At 67.1% G+C, this 18,381-nt stretch carries 15 protein-coding genes; 10 read left to right on the forward strand and 5 right to left on the reverse strand.

The window, feature by feature from the left end; all coding sequences use genetic code 11:
* The first annotated feature begins 34 nt into the window (after nucleotides 1-34).
* From rfbF to MKK51_RS00825, 3 genes are read left to right on the forward strand one after another with little or no spacing between them, the layout of a single operon-like run.
* Nucleotides 35-808: a glucose-1-phosphate cytidylyltransferase gene (gene rfbF, locus MKK51_RS00815; RefSeq protein ID WP_243974389.1), complete on the forward strand. Its 774-nt coding sequence runs from the start codon at nucleotides 35-37 to the stop codon at nucleotides 806-808.
* Entirely contained in the window at nucleotides 805-1,908 is a 1,104-nt protein-coding gene (gene rfbG / locus MKK51_RS00820) for a CDP-glucose 4,6-dehydratase (protein WP_243974390.1), read from the forward strand. The genes rfbF and rfbG overlap by 4 nt, the downstream gene beginning before the upstream one ends.
* Before the next feature lie 22 nt (nucleotides 1,909-1,930).
* Nucleotides 1,931-2,839 (forward strand): NAD-dependent epimerase/dehydratase family protein, encoded by a 909-nt coding sequence (locus tag MKK51_RS00825; RefSeq protein ID WP_279600905.1) that lies wholly within the window; start codon nucleotides 1,931-1,933, stop codon nucleotides 2,837-2,839.
* 62 nt (nucleotides 2,840-2,901) lie between these two features.
* On the opposite strand, the gene MKK51_RS00830 is transcribed toward MKK51_RS00825, so the two are convergent.
* Nucleotides 2,902-3,657 carry an SHOCT domain-containing protein gene (locus MKK51_RS00830; RefSeq protein ID WP_243974392.1) on the reverse strand — a complete coding sequence of 252 codons (756 nt, stop codon included), beginning with the start codon at nucleotides 3,655-3,657 and terminating at the stop codon, nucleotides 2,902-2,904.
* A gap of 195 nt (nucleotides 3,658-3,852) precedes the next feature.
* On the opposite strand from MKK51_RS00830, the gene glgX reads away from it, so the two are divergent.
* The 3 genes from glgX (at nucleotide 3,853) to MKK51_RS00845 (ending at nucleotide 8,250) form a co-directional block, all read left to right on the forward strand.
* On the forward strand, nucleotides 3,853-6,129 hold the full coding sequence (glgX, locus tag MKK51_RS00835) for a glycogen debranching protein GlgX (protein WP_243974393.1): 2,277 nt from the start codon (nucleotides 3,853-3,855) through the stop codon (nucleotides 6,127-6,129).
* Between the two features lie 139 nt (nucleotides 6,130-6,268).
* On the forward strand, nucleotides 6,269-7,891 hold the full coding sequence (locus MKK51_RS00840; RefSeq protein ID WP_243974460.1) for a histidine kinase famiy protein: 1,623 nt from the start codon (nucleotides 6,269-6,271) through the stop codon (nucleotides 7,889-7,891).
* 35 nt (nucleotides 7,892-7,926) lie between these two features.
* Entirely contained in the window at nucleotides 7,927-8,250 is a 324-nt protein-coding gene (locus tag MKK51_RS00845; protein WP_243974394.1) for a plasmid stabilization protein, read from the forward strand.
* A 113-nt stretch (nucleotides 8,251-8,363) separates the two neighbouring features.
* Here the strand turns inward: MKK51_RS00845 and MKK51_RS00850 are convergent, their stop codons facing one another.
* Nucleotides 8,364-9,575 (reverse strand): NADP-dependent isocitrate dehydrogenase, encoded by a 1,212-nt coding sequence (locus tag MKK51_RS00850; RefSeq protein ID WP_243974395.1) that lies wholly within the window; start codon nucleotides 9,573-9,575, stop codon nucleotides 8,364-8,366.
* A gap of 207 nt (nucleotides 9,576-9,782) precedes the next feature.
* Between MKK51_RS00850 and MKK51_RS00855 the strand changes: the two genes are divergently transcribed.
* The 3 genes from MKK51_RS00855 to MKK51_RS00865 all read left to right on the forward strand — a co-directional run bounded on the left by MKK51_RS00855 (nucleotide 9,783) and on the right by MKK51_RS00865 (nucleotide 13,565).
* Nucleotides 9,783-10,331: a formaldehyde-activating enzyme gene (locus MKK51_RS00855; protein ID WP_018042789.1), complete on the forward strand. Its 549-nt coding sequence runs from the start codon at nucleotides 9,783-9,785 to the stop codon at nucleotides 10,329-10,331.
* A 100-nt stretch (nucleotides 10,332-10,431) separates the two neighbouring features.
* A complete protein-coding gene (locus tag MKK51_RS00860; RefSeq protein ID WP_243974396.1) occupies nucleotides 10,432-11,154 on the forward strand; it encodes an RNA methyltransferase in 723 nt (240 codons plus the stop codon).
* Nucleotides 11,155-11,219: 65 nt separating this feature from the next.
* Nucleotides 11,220-13,565, forward strand: a complete 2,346-nt coding sequence (locus MKK51_RS00865; RefSeq protein WP_243974397.1) for a putative bifunctional diguanylate cyclase/phosphodiesterase — start codon at nucleotides 11,220-11,222, stop codon at nucleotides 13,563-13,565.
* Here MKK51_RS00865 and MKK51_RS00870 read toward each other — a convergent pair whose 3' ends face one another.
* From MKK51_RS00870 to MKK51_RS00880, 3 genes are all read right to left on the reverse strand, one after another.
* Complete coding sequence (locus MKK51_RS00870; RefSeq protein WP_243974399.1) at nucleotides 13,566-14,864, reverse strand: O-acetylhomoserine aminocarboxypropyltransferase/cysteine synthase family protein; 1,299 nt, start codon at nucleotides 14,862-14,864, stop codon at nucleotides 13,566-13,568.
* 35 nt (nucleotides 14,865-14,899) lie between these two features.
* Nucleotides 14,900-15,298 (reverse strand): response regulator, encoded by a 399-nt coding sequence (locus tag MKK51_RS00875; RefSeq protein ID WP_243974401.1) that lies wholly within the window; start codon nucleotides 15,296-15,298, stop codon nucleotides 14,900-14,902.
* A gap of 108 nt (nucleotides 15,299-15,406) precedes the next feature.
* Nucleotides 15,407-16,687 carry an O-acetylhomoserine aminocarboxypropyltransferase gene (locus tag MKK51_RS00880; protein ID WP_243974403.1) on the reverse strand — a complete coding sequence of 427 codons (1,281 nt, stop codon included), beginning with the start codon at nucleotides 16,685-16,687 and terminating at the stop codon, nucleotides 15,407-15,409.
* A 389-nt stretch (nucleotides 16,688-17,076) separates the two neighbouring features.
* Here MKK51_RS00880 and MKK51_RS00885 point away from each other — a divergent pair, with 389 nt between their 5' ends.
* A complete protein-coding gene (locus MKK51_RS00885; protein ID WP_243974405.1) occupies nucleotides 17,077-18,363 on the forward strand; it encodes an MFS transporter in 1,287 nt (428 codons plus the stop codon).
* Nucleotides 18,364-18,381: the final 18 nt, after the last annotated feature.

The following is an 18,381-nucleotide window of genomic DNA, read 5'->3' on the forward strand; positions in this document are numbered from 1 at the left end:
ACATTTCTGTTCAGACAGATTCCGAGGAGAGACTATGAAGGCGATTATTCTCGCAGGCGGACTCGGTACTCGTCTCAGTGAAGAAACATCGGTGAAGCCGAAGCCCATGGTGGAGATCGGTGGCAGGCCGATCCTGTGGCATGTCATGAAGATCTATGCCGCTCATGGCGTGAACGATTTCGTGATCTGCTGTGGATACAAAGGCTACATCATCAAGGAGTACTTCGCCAACTATGCACTGCACAACTCCGACATGACCATCGATCTGTCGAGCGGCGAGATGGTGTTCCATCGCCGTTGGGCTGAGCCGTGGCGCGTGACGCTGGTCGATACCGGCGAGGACTCGATGACGGGCGGCCGGTTGCTGCGCACAGCGGACCATGTCCGCGACGAGCAGGAATTCTTCTTCACCTACGGCGACGGGTTGGGCGACGTGGACATCACCGCCAGCCTCGCTTTCCATCGCGAGCATGGCCGTCAGGCGACGCTCACCGCCGCCTACCCGCCCGGTCGTTTCGGCGCGCTGGGCATCCACGACAAGGTCGTCACGAATTTCGAGGAAAAGCCCAAGGGTGACGGATCGATGATCAATGGTGGCTTCTTCGTACTGTCGCCCAAGGTGATCGAGCGCATCGCCGATGATCTCACCGTCTGGGAGCAGGAACCGTTGCGCGGCCTTGCCAGCGATGGGGAGTTGATGGCGTTCGAGCATCGCGGATTCTGGCAGCCGATGGATACGCTCCGCGACAAGCACATGCTCGAAAGCCTGTGGGCGTCAGGCAAAGCACCGTGGAAGGTGTGGGCATGAGCGCCGTAGCCAGCGCCGCATCCGAACGTGGTGGCGCCGCATGGTGGCGCGGCAAGCGTGTCTTCGTCACGGGTCATACCGGCTTCAAGGGCGCATGGCTGTCCCTGTGGCTCACCCGCTGGGGAGCCGAGGTCACGGGCCTGTCCCTGGCGCCGCCGACGCAGCCGAGCCTGTTCGAGGAGGCGGAGATCGCGAAGCGGATGACGTCGCATATCGGCGACATCCGTGACGCCGAACTCGTCAAGCGCCTGATCACGGAGGCGCAGCCGGAGATCGTGCTTCACCTCGCGGCCCAGCCCCTGGTGCGCTTGTCCTATCGCGAACCGGCCGAGACCTACGCCACCAACGTCATGGGCACGATCCATGTACTGGAAGCCGTCCGCGCCACGCCGTCAGTGAAGGCGGTCGTCTCGGTGACCAGCGACAAATGCTACGAGAACCGCGAATGGCCCTGGGGCTATCGGGAGAACGACCCGATGGGCGGGCACGATCCATACAGCAGCAGCAAGGGCGCGTGCGAGATTGTCATCGCATCCTGGCGCAAGTCGTTCTTCTCGACGCCGGATTCGGCCCGGGTCGCCTCGGTGCGCGCGGGCAACGTCATCGGCGGCGGCGACTGGGCGGAGGATCGCCTGGTTCCCGACATCCTGCGGGCCTTCGAGGCGGACAAGCCGGCGGTGATCCGCAATCCGGGCGCGACCCGGCCGTGGCAGCACGTGCTCGAACCGATCGGCGCCTATCTCCGCATCGCCGAGCACCTGTACGAGGACGGCCACGACTGGGCCGAAGGCTGGAACTTCGCCTGTGACGGGGACGACATCCGCCCGGTGGGTTACATCGTCGACCGGATGGTGACGCTGTATGGCGGCACGGCGCGCTGGGAGCTGGACAAGGACGGGCATGTCCACGAAGCGCATGCTCTGTCGCTGGATTGCTCGAAGGCACGCCAGCGGCTTGGCTGGCGGCCCACATGGCGCCTGGACCGGACCCTGGAGCGGATCGTCGACTGGTCGCAGCGTCGGCTCGCGGGCGAACCCGTCGGCGCCTTGAGCGAGGCCGAGATCGACCTGTTCCTGGCCGATATGGCCGCTCGCGCGTAGCGCGGTGCTGCTCCGTTCGGGCATGGGAAGGTTTGGATGTGGCAAGGAGGCCGGCACGGTGCGGGTAGCGATAACCGGAGCGTCCGGCTTCCTGGGCAGGAGAGTGACCGCCGCCCTCGTGGCGCGGGGCGACGACGTCGCCCTCCTGGCCCGTCCCTCCTCGGTGCTCGAGTCGGGCGGGGCCTTGATCTTCCGATTCGCCGGCTCGGATGAGGCGGCACGGCATGTGAGCGCGATCGCGCCCGACGTGCTGATCCACCTCGCAGCCGCCCAGGGGCGGCGGGGCGAGAGCCCGGCGATGATGGTGGATGCCAACGTGACGTTGAGCGCGGCGCTGCTCGGGGCGATGGGTGACGGAACGCTGTTCGTCAATACCGCGACGACCCTGCCGCCCACGGTGAACCTCTATGCGCTGACCAAGCGCCACTTCGTCGATCTCGCCCGCCTGCTCGTTGCGCAGGGTCGAACGGGCGTGCATGTGGCGAATGCGGAATTGCAGATGATCTACGGTCCGGGGGACGATCCGGACAAGTTCGTTCCCGGCCTCGCCCTGCAACTGGTTCAGAACCTGAAGCCGCTCGTGACCACGCCGGCAACGCAGCGCCGCGATTTCGTCCATGTGGACGATGCCGTGGCGGCCATCCTCGCCCTGATCGATGCACGAGGGCGGCTTCCCTCTTGGCAGGATGTGCCCCTCGGGTCCGGTGTCGCGGTGCCGCTCGGTGACTTCATCGAGCGCGCCATCCGGGCGAGCGGCTTTGATCGGCCGTGGCAGCGGTCGCTTCCTCCCCGTACCGGAGAGCCGCCCGAAATGGTGGCCGATACGTCTGTCCTGCGAGATCTGGGCTGGACCGCTCGAATGGACCTCGACGACGGGATCGCCCAGTTGATCGCCGACGCCCGCCGCCGCCTGAGCGTCGGCGGCGACTAAGCGTATTTCGCTAGGGCGGTTTCCGATTCTGTTCTTTGACGCGAGCGACCCTGCGAGACCGCCTACAGCCGCGCCAGGAGTTCGGCCTTCTTGGCCGAGAACTCCGCTTCGGTCAGCACGCCCTTGCGATGGAGGTCGGACAGTCTCTCGAGGGTCGAGATCACGTCCCCCGACGGGGCTCCGGCCTGATGGGAGTCCGGCTCCGGGGCCGGGCGCGGGCGGTCTTCGGTGCGTGTCGGGGCTGCGATCGGGTCGGGGTGGAACGGCTTCGGCTCGAGGGAGCGTTCCGGCGTGGGGGCTACGCTGACCCGCTGGAGCGATTCGAGGTCGACGTCACCGTTGCGGCCGCTGAAGCGAAGGCTCTGGGTATCGCCCTGCTGCTGCGAGACGCCGGAGATGTCGTAATGCCCGGTATCGTAGAGCACCAGGGTTCCGGCGGTCTCCACCGCAAGCAGCCGGCTATCCGGGAAATAGGCGTAGCGCATGCTATTCTGCGAGCCCGACGTCGCCGGCCTGCCGAGTTCGGCCGGCCACCAGTCGGCGGACGGCGAACCGCTGTCCCAGCCGCCGGGGGGCAGGGATTGGGCCAGATCCGAGCAGATCGCCGCCACGCGCGACTTCAGACTGGCGTCGAACATGTTGCCGATCATCGTCATGCCGCCGGACGACCATTGGCCGAACCCTCCGAGTTCGGGATGGTTGAACTGAGCCATGGTCCCATTGCCCGCTTCCAGCGCGCGCATGAGATGGCGGACGGCGTCGATGCTGACGCCGTGCCGGTCGGCGACGGTCTGTAGAACGGACGATCTGTCGGGCATGGGCTGGCTCCGGGACGGCGACGATGTCGAGGGCGGCAAAGCAACGCGATCATAGAACGGCACTGACGCGAAAAGGCGTCTCGCAGCGCAAAAAGTTTCCGCGCTGGCGGACCCTACGGTCAAGCATGAACGTTCACTCGGCAGAATTCATGTCGTCGGGCGCCGCCTCACGCCGCGAGCCCCCCTGGAGTGATCATGGTCGCCAAGAACCCCCCGATGCAGCAGGCCGCCGCGCAGACAAAGGCGGTGCGATCGCGCATCAAAGAGGGATCACCGTATCCGCTGGGCGCCAACTGGGACGGACTCGGCGTCAACTTCGCCCTGTTCTCCGCCCATGCCACGAAAGTCGAGCTTTGCCTGTTCGACGATGCCGGAGAGCAGGAGCTCGAGCGGATCGAGCTTCCCGAATACACCGACGAGATCTGGCACGGTTACCTGCCCGACGCGCGGCCCGGCACGATCTACGGCTACCGGGTCCACGGTCCCTACGAGCCCAAGGCCGGCCATCGCTTCAACCCCAACAAGCTGCTGATCGACCCCTACGCCAAGGGACTCGTCGGCTCCATCACTTGGAACCCGGCCCTGTTCGGCTATCAGATGGAGACGGGTGACGACCTCACCTTCGACGAGCGCGATTCCGCGCCGTTTACCCGTCGCAGCCGCGTGATCGACCCGGCCTTCACTTGGGGACGGGACCGCAAGCCGCACGTGCCGTGGGAGAAGACGATCTTCTACGAGACCCATGTGAAGGGCTTCACCAAGCTGCATCCGGCCGTGCCGGAGAAGCTGCGCGGCACCTATGCCGGCCTCGGCAACCCCGCCGTCCTCGACTACATCAAGAGCCTCGGCGTCACCTCGGTGGAGCTCCTGCCGGTCCATGCCTTCGTGCAGGACGACTATCTCCAGGAAAGGAACCTGGTGAATTACTGGGGCTACAACACGATCTCGTTCTTCACCCCGGCGCGGCGCTACGCGGCGGTGCCGGACTTCGCCTTCTCCGAGTTCAAGGAGATGGTGGCGCGGATGCACGGCGCCGGCCTCGAAGTGATCCTCGACGTGGTCTACAACCACACCGCCGAGGGCAACGAGAAGGGGCCGACCCTGTCGTTCAAGGGCGTCGACAACGCCTCCTACTATCGCCTCATGCCGGGCGACGAGCGCTACTACATCAACGATACCGGCACCGGTAACACCTTCAACCTGTCGCACCCGCGCGTCCTGCAGCTCGTCACCGATTCCCTGCGCTACTGGGCGACGGAGATGCGGGTCGACGGCTTCCGCTTCGACCTCGCCACCATCCTCGGGCGCGAGCCGCACGGTTTCGACGAGGGCGGCGGCTTCCTCGATACCTGCCGGCAGGACCCGGTGCTGAACTCGGTCAAGCTCATCGCCGAGCCGTGGGATTGCGGTCCGGGCGGCTATCAGGTCGGCGGCTTCCCGCCGGGCTGGGCCGAGTGGAACGACCGGTTCCGCGACGACGTGCGGGGCTATTGGCGCGGGGATTCCGGACTTCTGCCGAGCCTCGCCTCGCGCATCACCGGATCGGCCGACAAGTTCAACAAGCGCGGGCGCAAGCCCTGGGCCTCGGTGAACTTCCTCACCGCCCATGACGGCTTCACCCTGAACGATACGGTCTCGTACAACGAGAAGCACAACCTCGCCAACGGCGAGGACGGGCGGGACGGCCACTCGCACAACCTCTCGAACAATTACGGCGTCGAGGGACCGACCGACGACGAGGCCATCCGCGCCGTCCGCACCCGCCAGATGCGCAACATGATGGCGACGCTGTTCCTCTCGCGGGGAACGCCGATGCTGCTCGCCGGCGACGAGTTCGCCCGGAGCCAGGGCGGCAACAACAACGCCTATTGCCAGGACAACGAGATTTCCTGGCTCGACTGGGAGGGGATCGACGATGCCGGCCGCGACCTCGCCGAGTTCACGCAGCGCCTCACCATCCTGCGCGAGGCTCTGCCGATCCTCACCCGGGGCCGGTTCCTGACGGGGGCCTACGACGAAGACCTCGGCGTCAAGGACGTGACCTGGCTGCGGCCCGACGGCGAGGAAATGTCCACGGAGAACTGGACGGATGGCGGCGCGCATTCCATCGCCGTCCTGCTCGACGGCCGCGCCCAGGCCTCGGGCATCCACCGCCGGGGAGGCGATGCGACTCTGCTGATCCTCTACAACGCCTACAGCGACCTCGTCTCCTTCACCCTGCCGGGTTCCGTCGGCGGCGTCGGCTGGACGCGGCTCCTCGACACCAACCTGCCCGACAGCCAGGAGGTCGGAACCTGGGCGATCGGCGATCGCTACGACGTCACCGGACGCTCGATGCTGATGTTCGTGCTCAAGCCCGAGGAGACGCCGGACGGCGAGGTGACCGAGATGGAGCGGTCCTACCAGCACGTGATGCAGGCCTTCGAGCGTGCCAATATCGAGAGCGTGCGCTTCGCCTCGCCGGCGACGTAGGCGTCCGGTGCCGGTGACGACGCGGGTGAACCCCGCACCTGCGTCGTCATCACGGGGACCGTCACGGAAACGAATGCGATGCGGACCGTTGATCAGGGCGGCCCGCTTCGTACTCCATGGCTGAAACAATCGACCGATGATGATCACCCCTCCCGAGACACCGCCCGCAGGTCGTTCGCCGCGCGTGAGAACCGGGGCGGAATCTGAGATCGCCGAGCGCACCAGCGACATCTTCTTCACCGCCGTCGAAGCGACCCGCATGCCGATGGTGGTCACCGACCCGCGGCAGGACGACAACCCGATCATCTTCGTCAACGACGCCTTCACGGCCATGACGGGCTACGACCGCGAGGAGATCATCGGCCGCAACTGCCGTTTCCTCCAGGGACCCGATACCGACCGCGAGACCGTGGGCGAGGTGAGCGACGCGATCCGGGGCAAGAGGGACCTCGCCATCGAGATCCTCAACTACCGCAAGGACGGGTCGACCTTCTGGAACGCGCTGTACGTGGCGCCGATCTACGACGCGGCCGGCGAACTGGTCTATTTCTTCGCTTCGCAGCTCGACGTCTCCCGAAGGCGGGATGCCGAGGAGGCCCTGGGCCAGGCACAGAAGATGGAGGCGCTCGGCCAGTTGACCGGGGGCATCGCGCACGACTTCAACAACCTCCTCCAGGTCATCGTCGGCTACGTCGATATCCTCAGCACCGGCCTCGACCAGCCGGACGCGGACCGGAACCGCCTGCGGCGCGCCACCGACAACATCCGCACCGCCGCCGAACGGGCGACCACCCTGACCCAGCAGCTCCTCGCCTTCGCGCGCAAGCAGCGGCTCGACGGGCGCGCGGTCAATCTCAACGCCCTGGTGAAGGGCATGGAGGATCTGGCCAAGCGAACCTTCAGCGATGCGGTCAATCTGCGCCTCGACCTGCGCGAGGGCCTCTGGAATTGCCGCGTGGACCCGGCCCAGGCGGAGGCCGCCCTTCTCAACATCCTGATCAACGCCCGGGACGCCATGCCCGACGGCGGGGACCTCGTGATCTCCACGGACAACCAGGATATCGCCGCGACGTCCTCGCGCGGGTCGGGTCCCCTGAGCGAGGGCCGCTACGTCACCGTGACCGTCACCGACACCGGAGCCGGCATTCCCCCGGCGATCCTGGCCCGGGTGATGGAGCCGTTCTTCTCCACCAAGGACGAGGGCAAGGGGACGGGTCTCGGCCTGTCCATGGTCTACGGCTTTGCCAAGCAATCCGGCGGCGCGGTCCAGATCGACTCGGTGGAGGGCAAGGGCACGAGCGTGCGCCTGTCCTTCCCGGCCGCCGCCGAGGACGACCGGCGGCCCACGCCCGTGGTGCAGCAGACGGCCGACCGTCAGGGCACCGAGACCATCCTCATCGTCGACGACCGCGAGGACGTGGCCGAACTGGCGCGCACCATCCTGCGGGATTTCGGCTATACCCTGTTCATGGCGCGGAACGGCCGCGAAGCCCTGGACATCCTCGATTCGAACGGTTCGGTGGACCTGCTGTTCACCGACCTCATCATGCCGGGCGGCATGAACGGCATCGTGCTGGCCCGCGAAGCCAAGCGGCGCCAGGCGCATCTGAAGATCCTGCTGACCACCGGTTACGCCGAGGCGAGCCTCGAGCGAACCGATGCCGGGGGTTCGGAGTTCGATCTCCTGAACAAGCCCTATCGCCGGACCGACCTGATCCGCCGCGTTCGCGCCATCCTCGACGGCCCGACCGCCGACAGCTGAGGCGGCGGCGAGGGGCTCGATACGGGAGGCTCGCCGTGCCGCAGGGTGACAAGTCGAAATACACCGACAAGCAGATCCGCAAGGCCGAGCACATCGCGGATTCCTACGAGGAGCGCGGCGTACCGGAAAAAGAGGCCGAGGCGCGGGCCTGGGCGACCGTCAACAAGGACGACGGCGGCGGCAAGCATCCGGGCGGGTCGGGCAGGGGCAAGGCGAGCGCCCATCCGGCGGCCCACACGGGCGGCGCCAGGGGCGGCAAGGCCTCGTCCTCCCGCACCGCCGAGCAGCGCTCGGCATCAGCGAAGAAGGCCGCCGCGACCCGCAAGCGGAAGGCGGAGGCGGCGAGGCCCGCATCCTGAAGCGGCGGAGACCGCACGGCTCATGACCGTATTCCCCTCTCCCCGCCCGGCGGGGAGGGGGGAAACCCGCACATCGTCCGGCTGCATGCCTCGGAACGATGCGCGCACCGTCCTCAGGCCATGGCGAGCTTGAGGTTCGCGTCGACCTTGTCGAGGAAGCCGGTGGTGGAGAGCCAGCGCTGGTCGGGGCCGACGAGGAGGGCGAGATCCTTCGTCATGAAGCCGGCTTCCACCGTGTCGACGCAGACCTTCTCAAGGGTGTTGGCGAACGTCGCCAGATCGGCATTGTCGTCGAGCTTGGCGCGGTGGGCGAGGCCGCGGCTCCAGGCGAAGATCGAGGCGATGGAGTTGGTGGAGGTCTCCTTGCCCTTCTGATGCTCGCGGTAGTGGCGCGTCACCGTTCCGTGCGCGGCTTCCGCCTCCACGGTCTGGCCGTCCGGCGTCATCAGCACCGAGGTCATTAGGCCAAGCGAGCCGAAGCCCTGGGCGGCGGTGTCCGACTGAACGTCGCCGTCGTAGTTCTTGCAGGCCCAGACGTAGCCGCCCGACCATTTCAGGCACGAGGCCACCATGTCGTCGATGAGACGGTGCTCGTAGGTGATGCCGAGCGCCTGGAACTTCGCCTTGAACTCGGCGTCGAACACCTCCTGGAACAGGTCCTTGAAGCGGCCGTCATAGGCCTTGAGGATGGTGTTCTTGGTAGAGAGGTAGACCGGGTACTTGCGGGCGAGGCCGTAGTTCAGGGAGGCGCGGGCGAAGTCGCGGATCGACTCGTCGAGGTTGTACATCGACATGGCGACGCCGGCGGCGGGGAACTTGAACACTTCCTTCTCGATGACGGTGCCGTCGTCGCCCTCGAACTTGATCGTCAGGCGGCCCTTGCCGGGCACCTTGAAGTCGGTGGCGCGGTACTGGTCGCCGTAGGCGTGGCGGCCGATGACGAAGGGCTGCGTCCAGCCCGGCACGAGCCGAGGGACGTTCTTACAAATGATGGGTTCACGAAAAATCACGCCGCCGAGGATGTTGCGGATCGTCCCGTTGGGCGAGCGCCACATCTCCTTGAGCTTGAACTCCTCGACGCGTTGCTCGTCGGGGGTGATGGTGGCGCACTTCACGCCGACGCCGTGGCGCTTGATCGCCTCCGCCGCATCGACGGTGACCTTGTCGTTCGTGGCGTCGCGGTGCTCCACGCCGAGGTCGTAATAGTCGAGGTCGAGGTCGAGATAGGGGTGGATGAGCTTGGACTTGATCTCGCTCCAGATGATCCGGGTCATCTCGTCGCCGTCGAGTTCGACGACCGGGTTCGCCACCTTGATCTTCGACATGATCCTCAGAACCTTTCTCATCACGCGGCCGGGGCCGGCCGCGCTCCCGCTCGCTCGCGGTCATAGCGCGCTGCAACAGGACGCGAAAGCCGTGCCCCTTACAGATCGCGCAGGGCGTCGGCAGGGTCGAAAATCGCCGATCACCCTGGACATCCGGCGATGGGGCGGGAATGTGCGGGCCATTCCGACATCGAGAAGGACATGTCCATGAGCGAACGCATCATCCTGCGGGCCGGCGAGGCCCTGGTCGCCGGCGGCCCGCCCAACACCGCCTCCGAGCCGGAGGTGATCATCGGCGAACTCGACGGGCCGGTAGGCACCGCCCTGGCCACCCTCACGGGCGACCAGGTCGTCGGCCACAGCCGCGTCTTCGCGCTCCTCAACACCGACATCATGGTGCGCCCGGTAACGCTCTGCGTCTCCAAGGTCAGCGTGACCGAGAGCAAGTACACCTCGATCCTGATGGGCACGGTCCAGTTCGCCATCGCCAACGGCGTCCTCGACGCCGTGCGCCTCGGCTACATCCCCAAGGAGAAGGCCAACGATCTCGGCATCATCTGCTCGGTCTGGCTCAGCCCCGGCGTGATCGAGGCCGAGACCGTGGACCACAAGGCCCTGTTCGAGATCCAGCGCAAGGGCATGACGGAGGCGATCCGCAAGGCCATGACCAACGAGCCCTCCATCGACTGGCTCCTGGAGAACCAGGACAAGATCATCCACAAATACTACCAGATGGGCCTCGACGGTAAGATCTGAGCGGGTCCGCAGATAGCGGGGGAGCCGTTGCACCGGCGGCTCCCCCCATCGTGTCCATGACGGACTATGCGTCGGGGCCGACCCGTGGCAGAGGGCGACGATGATCGCCCCCGTCGTCATCCTGGTCGAACCGCAGCTGGCCGAGAATATCGGCATGGTCGCCCGCGCCATGGCCAATTTCGGCCTCTCCGAACTCCGCCTCGTGGCCCCCAAGAACGGCTGGCCGAAGAAGGGCGTGCGCGAGGCCGCCTCCGGGGCGACGCATGTCCTCGACGGCGCCACCGTCCACGCCACGGTGCCGGAGGCCATCGCGGACCTGAATTACCTTTTGGCGACCACGGCCCGCGAACGCGGGCAGATGAAGCGCGCCTATGCCCCCGACGCGGCGATGGCGGATGTGGCCGCGCGGGCGGGACAACGTGTGGGCGTGATGTTCGGCCGGGAGCGGATCGGGCTGACCAACGACGAGGTCTCCCTCGCCGACGCCATCGTCACCTTCCCCGTCTCGCCCGACTTTCCGTCGCTCAACCTCGCGCAGGCGGTGCTCCTCGTCGGCTACGAATGGCGCAAGGCGTCGGGTCAGGCCCGCCTTCCCTTCACCGGCGAGATGCAGGCGCCCCCCGCCACGCGCGAGGCGATGGCATCCCTCGTGGCCAGCCTGGAAGGGAGCCTCGACGCGTGCGGGTTCTATCCCCCCCAGAAGCGGGACATGATCGCCCGCAACATGCGCGACATGCTCCATCGCATGGCCCTGACGGAGCAGGATGTCAGGACGTTTCGCGGGGCGTTGCGCGCCTTGACAAGGATCAGCGAGAAAGACTGATAATTGTTATTGCGGCAGCCGGTTCTTAACGCCTGCGCGACGATTGCGTGAGAGTGTCATGCACCATGTGGAAGCATCGTCTCAGGGCCATTGGCGGCGAATTCGTCTCGGTCGAGCGGGAAGGGGCGTTCCAGCAGGAGCGACTGTCCGAGACCCTGCGCCATGCGCGATTGATTTTTCTCGGCGGCGTTCTCCTCAACACTCTCTTCCTGCTGAGCGACTGGCGCTTTGCCGGGCAGACCCATTTCTGGGTCGCCGTTCCCGCCCGCCTCGGCATCATCCTGGTGTCCATCCTCAGCCTGCTGGCGACGTGGAACGTCGCGAGTTTCGGCAGGCTCCAGGTGGTCATGGTGACATGGGAGATCCTCGTCGCCGGAGCCGTCGCGCTCCTGTGCTCGTCGCGATTCGACATCGCGCTGTTCGTCATCCTCCTGCTTCCGGCGATCTACATGGTCGTCATGCCGACCCGCTTTCTGTGGAGTGTGACGACGAGCGCGATCGCGTCCGTCGCGCTGACGGCGGGCTATTTTCTGCCCGCGCCCCTGCCATCCACGGCATTCGGGATCTGTCTCGCGGTGCTGACGTCCAACACCGCGATGCTGTTGTTCGTCGTGCGGTCGAACCGCCTCCGGCGTCTGGAATGGATGGCGACCCAAGCGGAGCGCCGCGCTAATACCGAACTGGCGGACAGCCGCCGCCTGTTCGAGACGATGTTCAAGGCGGTTCCGATCCCGATCGTCGTATCGCGCGCGGATGACGGCCAGATCGTCGATGCCAACGACGCCGCCACACGGTTCTACGGGCTCCACGACGGCGATCTGCTGACCCGATACACGACGCACGATCTGCTCGATGGGCCGACACGGCGCCTGATCCAGGCGGAACTCGACCGGACCGGCACCGCCAACGAGATCGAGGTCACCACGGGTGCCTCGGGCCGGGTACACCGGGACGCCATGCTGTCGGCGGTTACCGTGGAGATGGAGGGGGCGACCCGCATCATCTCGAGCCTCGTGGACATGACGAGCCGCAAGGCGGTGGAGGAGCGGATCCACCTCGCCGCGCAGCGCGACGTCCTCACCGGCCTGCCGAACCGCGCCTTGTTCCAGACCACCCTCGATGCGGCGCTGAGTCGGGCGGAGGCGTCCGGAGAGCGCGTCGGCCTCATCCTCATCGATCTCGATGCGTTCAAGGAAGTGAACGACACCCTCGGTCACGACGCGGGCGATGCAGTGCTCAAGGAGGTCGCCCGGCGCCTCGGCAAAGCCGTCGGCCCGCAGGATCTCGTCGCCCGCCTCGGTGGCGACGAGTTCGTCGTGATCGCATCCTGCGAGAAGGACCGTCATCAGCCGAGCCGGCGCATCCATGCCCTGTCACGGGCGATCCTCGATGTCCTGAAACCGGCGATGGGGGTATCGGGGCGCGTGGTCTCGCCCCGCGCCAGCCTCGGCCTCGCCCTCTACCCGGAACACGCCGCCAGTCCGACCGACCTCTTCACCAACGCGGACCTCGCCCTCTACGCGGCCAAGGCGGCCGGACGAAACCGCGCGACGCTCTTCGTTCCGGCGCTCCGGGCGGATATCGAGCATCGCGTCTCCGTCGCCCGCGAGATGAGGTCGGCCCTCGAAGTCGGCGGCTTGATCCCCCACTATCAACCCAAGATCGACCTCGCCACGGGCCGGATCGTCGGCTTCGAAGCCCTGGCGCGTTGGCAGCATCCGAGTCGCGGCCTCCTGTCACCGGCGAGCTTCGCGACGGTCTTCGACGATGCGCAGATCGGGATCGCTGTCGGCCAAGTCCTCGCGCGCCAGATCTTCGCCGACATCGCGGGATGGATCGCGCAAGGCTACGATCCCGGCCGGGTGTTCCTGAACCTGTCCTCGGCTCAGTTCGCCCAGGACAACCTCGCCGAAGGCCTGATCGCCGATCTCTCCGCCGCCGGGCTCGCCCATGACCGCATCGGCGTCGAGGTGACGGAGACGGTGCTCCTCGGCGGCCACGGAGACCGCGTTTCGGCGATCCTCTCGACCTTGCACCGCGCCGGCGTCCGCGTCGCCCTGGACGATTTCGGAACCGGTTACGCCTCCCTCACCCACCTGAAGCAATATCCGGTGGACGAGATCAAGGTCGACCGCAGCTTCGTGCGCGATCTCGAACGAGATCCCAACGATGCCGCCATCGTGACGGCGGTCGTGCAGCTCGGACAGAATCTCGGCCTCGACGTTACCGCGGAGGGGGTCGAGACCGAAGCGCAGGCGGCGTTCCTGCGCGAGCAGGGCTGCGCCTATGCGCAGGGCTATCTGTACAGCAAGCCCATGCCGCAGAGCCGGGTCCCGTGGTTCCTCAACAAGCACGCCGGCAAAGCCGCCTCCCCGGAAGCGGAGGGCTCGGCCGAACTCAAATTCGCCTGATCAGGCGGCGGCCTGATCGAGGGCCTGGGCGATATCGGCGATCAGGTCCTCGGCATTCTCCAGGCCGATGGAGAGGCGGACGGTCTCCGGGCCGACCAGGGCCGCGGCCTTGTCGGCATCGCTCAGCTGGCGGTGCGTCGTGGTGGCCGGATGGATCGCCAGGGATTTGATCTCGCCGATATTCACGAGGTGCGAAACGAGCTCCAGGCTCATGATGAACTTCACCGCCGCCGGCTGTCCGCCCTTGAGCGCGAAGGTGAAGATCGATCCCGGCCCCTCCGGCACGTAGCGGGCGGCCAACGCCTCGCCCTCCTGGCCGGGGAGGGCGGGATAGCTCACCCATGCCACCGCCGGATGGTCCTTGAGGAAGGCGGCCACCGCCTTGGCGTTCGAGCAATGCCGCTTCATGCGCAGGGGCAGGGTCTCGATGCCGGTGAGCGTCAGGAACGCGTTCATCGGCGACAGGCCGGGGCCGAGATCGCGCAGGCCGAAGAGTCGACAGGCCACCGCGAAGCTGAAATCGGGGAAGCGGTCCGAGACGACGAGACCGTCGTAATCGGCCCAGGGCTCGGTGATGAGGTTGTAGCGCCCCGCCGCCGCCGGCCAGTCGAACGTGCCCGCGTCGCAGATGATGCCGCCGATGGTCTGGCCGGAGCCGCCGAGGAACTTCGAGGTCGAGTGGAAGACGATGTCGGCGCCGTGCTCGATGGGGCGGATCAGGGCCGGGGAGGCGAGGGTGTTGTCCACCACCAGCGGCAGATTGTGGCGCTTGGCGACCTCGGCGATGCCGGCGATGTCCATCACCGTGGCGCAGGGATTGACGATCGATTCGCAGACGATGGCCTTCGTCTCCGGCGTGATCGCCGCCTCGAAATCGGCCGGCGTCAGGCCCTTGGCGAAGAGCGGCTTGAGGTCGTAGCGCGCGTCGAGGCGGTTCATCAGCCCCAGCGAGCCGCCGAACAGGCGCGGCGAGGCGACGTAGGCGTCGCCGCTCTTCATCAGCGTCATCAGCACGAGGAGGAGGGCCGACTGGCCCGACGAGACGGCCACGGCGGCCTTGGCGCCTTCCAGGGCGGCCACCCGGCGCTCCAGGGCGGCCACGGTGGGGTTCGAACCGCGCGAATAGGAGAAGCCGGTGCGCCGCATGGCGAAGATGTCGGCGGCCTGCTCGGTGGATTCGAACACGAAGCCGTTGGTGAAGTAGATCGGCTGGACGCGCGCGCCGGTGGCGGGGTCGGGGGCCGCGCCGGCATGGACGGCCTGGGTGGCGAAGCGGAGCGGGCGGGTCTCGGTGGCCATGATGGGCGTCGCGATCTTCGAAAGAGGTGTGACGGTCAGGCAGCGCGCCTGGCGAAGGCCCGCAAGGTCCGGACCAGGGTGGAGGGTGCGTAGGGTTTGGGGATGAACCGCGCGCCCTCAGGCATGTCGTGCGGCCCGGGCGTCCCCATGCCGGAGACGACGAGGACGGGGATCGTCGGCCAGCGGTGGGCGACGAGGCGGGCGAGGGCGAACCCGTCCATGGAGCCCTGCGGCATGTCCACGTCGGTCATCAGCAGGTCGATCTCCTCGTTCCGCTCCAGGATCGTCAGCGCCTTGTCGGCCTGCGGCGCCTCGAGGACGCGGAACCCCGCATCGACCAGGGTGTCGGCGGCCTCCATCAGGAGAAGGCCGTCGTCTTCCACCACAAGGATGACCGGGGGCTCCCCGGAGGTCTCGAAAGGATCATGCGTCATGCGAAGCGAACGATCTGGATGAAGGAATAGTTCGCGGGGTAGTCCCCGTCCCCCCGAGCGTCAAGGTCGCGGGGAGGCGGGCAGGGCCGACGGTCGATTCCAATGAAATCAAGCCTTTAAGGCCTGGTCGAGATCCTCGATCAGGTCCGCCGGGTCCTCGATGCCGATGGAGAGGCGCACCACCTCCGGCCCGGCGCCGGCCGCGGATTTCTGCGCGTCGGTGAGCTGGCGGTGGGTGGTGGAGGCCGGGTGGATCACCAGCGAACGGGTGTCGCCGATATTCGCCACGTGGGAGAAGAGCTGCAGGTTGGCCACGAGCTTCACGCCGGCCTCGTAGCCGCCCTTGAGGCCGATGGTGAAGACCGCGCCCGAGCCCAGCGGCGTGTAGCGCCGGGCGAGCTGGTGGTACTTGTCGGTCTCCAGGCCCGGATAGCTCACCCAGTCCACCGCCGGATGGGTGCTGAGATGGGTGGCGACCTCGAGCGCGTTGTCGCAATGGCGCTGCATCCGCAGGGGCAGGGTCTCGATGCCGTTGAGGATCAGGAAGGCGTTGAACGGCGACAACGCCGGGCCGAGATCGCGCAGGCCCAGCACCCGGATGGCGATGGCGAAGCCGAAATTGCCGAAGGTCTCGGACAGGACCATGCCGGAATATTCGGGGCGCGGCTGCGACAGCATCGGGTAGCGGTCGTCGCCGGCCCAGGGGAAGGTGCCGCCGTCGACCACGAGGCCGCCGATGGAATTGCCGTGTCCGCCCAGAAACTTCGTCGCCGAATGCACGACGATGTCGGCCCCGTGCTCGAACGGGCGGATCAGGTACGGCGTCGCCATGGTGTTGTCGACGATGAGCGGGATCTTGTGGCGCCGGGCGATGACGCTCAGGGCCGCGATGTCGGTGATGACGCCGCCCGGATTGGCGATGGACTCACAGAAGATCGCCTTGGTGCGCGGCGTGATCGCGCGCTCGAACGAGTCCGGATCGTCGGTATCGGCCCAGACCACGGTCCATCCGAAGCTCTTGTAGGAATGGTTGAACTGGTTGATCGAGCCGCCATAGAGCTTGTTGGCCGCCACGAACTCGTCGCCCGGCTGCATCAGGGCGTGCATGGTGAGGAACTCGGCCGCGTGGCCCGAGGCCACCGCCACGGCGGCGGTGCCGCCTTCGAGCGCCGCGATGCGCTCTTCCAGCACCGCGTTGGTGGGGTTGGTGATGCGCGAATAGATGTTGCCGAAGGCCTGCAGCCCGAACAGCGAGGCGGCGTGGTCCACGTCGTCGAAGACGAAGGACGTGGTCTGGTAGATCGGGGTCGCGCGGGCGCCCGTGGTGGCGTCGGGAGCGGCGCCGGCATGGATCGCCAGCGTGTTGAAGCCTGGGATACGGTCGGTCATCACTTCCTCCGGGGGCCGGCGGGCACGCACTGGCCGTCGTTCTAGCGCCTGTGCCGGGCCGGACGGAAGAGGTGCCATGCCCCCGTTCCGCTTAAACGAACAGAAGTTCTTTATGGCGGACGAGAGCCGTGGGTCAAGGGTGGGCACTCGGCATTATGGCCGGGTCGGGGTGTCGCGAGGGCGGCGCGAACGTCCCTCCCCCCTCTGCGGGGGAGGGTGGTCGCGGAGCGACCGGGAGAGGGGAGCGACGCTTCCGGATAGACCGCTCCCCTTATCCGACCCGCTGACGCGGGCCACCTTCTCCCGCAGAGGGGAGAAGGAGAGCGGCCGGCACGATCCTGCACGAATTCGCATGGAACTCGCCCGCGCCTGCGGCTATAGCGCCGCATATGCTCCAGCCCGCTCCGCCCCCTCCCGTCTCCGCCGCGAAGATCCTCATCGCCAGCTTCGTCGGCACGGCGATCGAGTTCTACGACTTCTACGTCTACGCCACGGCCGCCGCCCTGGTGATCGGGCCGATCTTCTTCTCGGCCGACGATCCCTCGGTGCAGACGCTGGCGGCCTTCGCCACCTTCTCCATCGCCTTCATCGCGCGGCCCCTGGGCGCGGCGTTCTTCGGGCATTTCGGCGACCGGGTCGGGCGCAAGGCGACGCTGGTGGCCTCGCTGATGATCATGGGCCTCTCCACCGTGCTCATCGGCTGCCTGCCGACCTATGCCACCGCCGGATGGTGGGCGCCCTTTGCCCTCTGCGTCCTGCGCTTCGGCCAGGGCATCGGCTTCGGCGGCGAATGGGGCGGCGCGGCCCTGCTGGCGGTGGAGAACGCCCCGCCGGGGCGGCGCGCCCTCTACGGCATCTTCCCGCAGCTCGGCGCGCCGGTGGGCTTCATCACCGCCAATCTCGGCTTCCTCGGCCTCGCGCTCGCCCTGACACCGGCCGATTTCCAGGCCTGGGGCTGGCGCATTCCGTTCCTCGCCTCCGCCGTGCTGGTGGGCGTGGGGCTCTATGTCCGGCTGAAGCTCACCGAGACGCCGGTGTTCAAGGCGGCGATGGAGAAGGCCGCCCCCGAGCGGGTGCCGCTGGCCGTCATCTTCACCAAATACATCAAGGCGACCCTGCTCGGCACCTTCGCCATGGTGGCCTGCTACGCGGTGTTCTACCTCTCCACCGTCTTCGCCCTGAGCTACGGCGTCTCGAAGCTCGGCTTCGACCGGCCGACCTTCCTGCTGTTCGAATGCGTCGCCGTGCTGTTCATGGGCTTAGGCATCCCGCTCTCGGGCTGGGCAGCCGACCGCTACGGCCGCCGCCCCGTCCTCCTCACCGGCCTCGCCTTCACCGCCTCGCTCGGCCTGCTCCTCGGCCCGATGCTGGGAAGCGGCCAGGGCGGCCTCGTCCTCGGCTTCCTGTGTCTGGGCCTCTTCGCCATGGGCTGGCTGTTCGGACCGATGGGCGCCCTCCTGCCCGAGCTCTTCCCCACCCGCGTCCGCTACACCGGCGCCTCGGTGACCTACAACCTCGCCGGCATCCTGGGCGCCTCCGCCGCGCCGTATCTGGCGCAGCGGTTGTCGGACTGGGGCGGGATCGGTTGGGTGGGGTTGTATCTGGCTGTGGCGGCTGGGGTTAGTTTTGTGGCTGTGGCGCTGATGGAGGAGACTGGGAAGACCGCTATCTCATGAGACAAGTGAAACTGTTGG

This window comes from Methylobacterium sp. E-045 (assembly GCF_022829685.1).
Classification (GTDB): Bacteria; Pseudomonadota; Alphaproteobacteria; order Rhizobiales; family Beijerinckiaceae; genus Methylobacterium.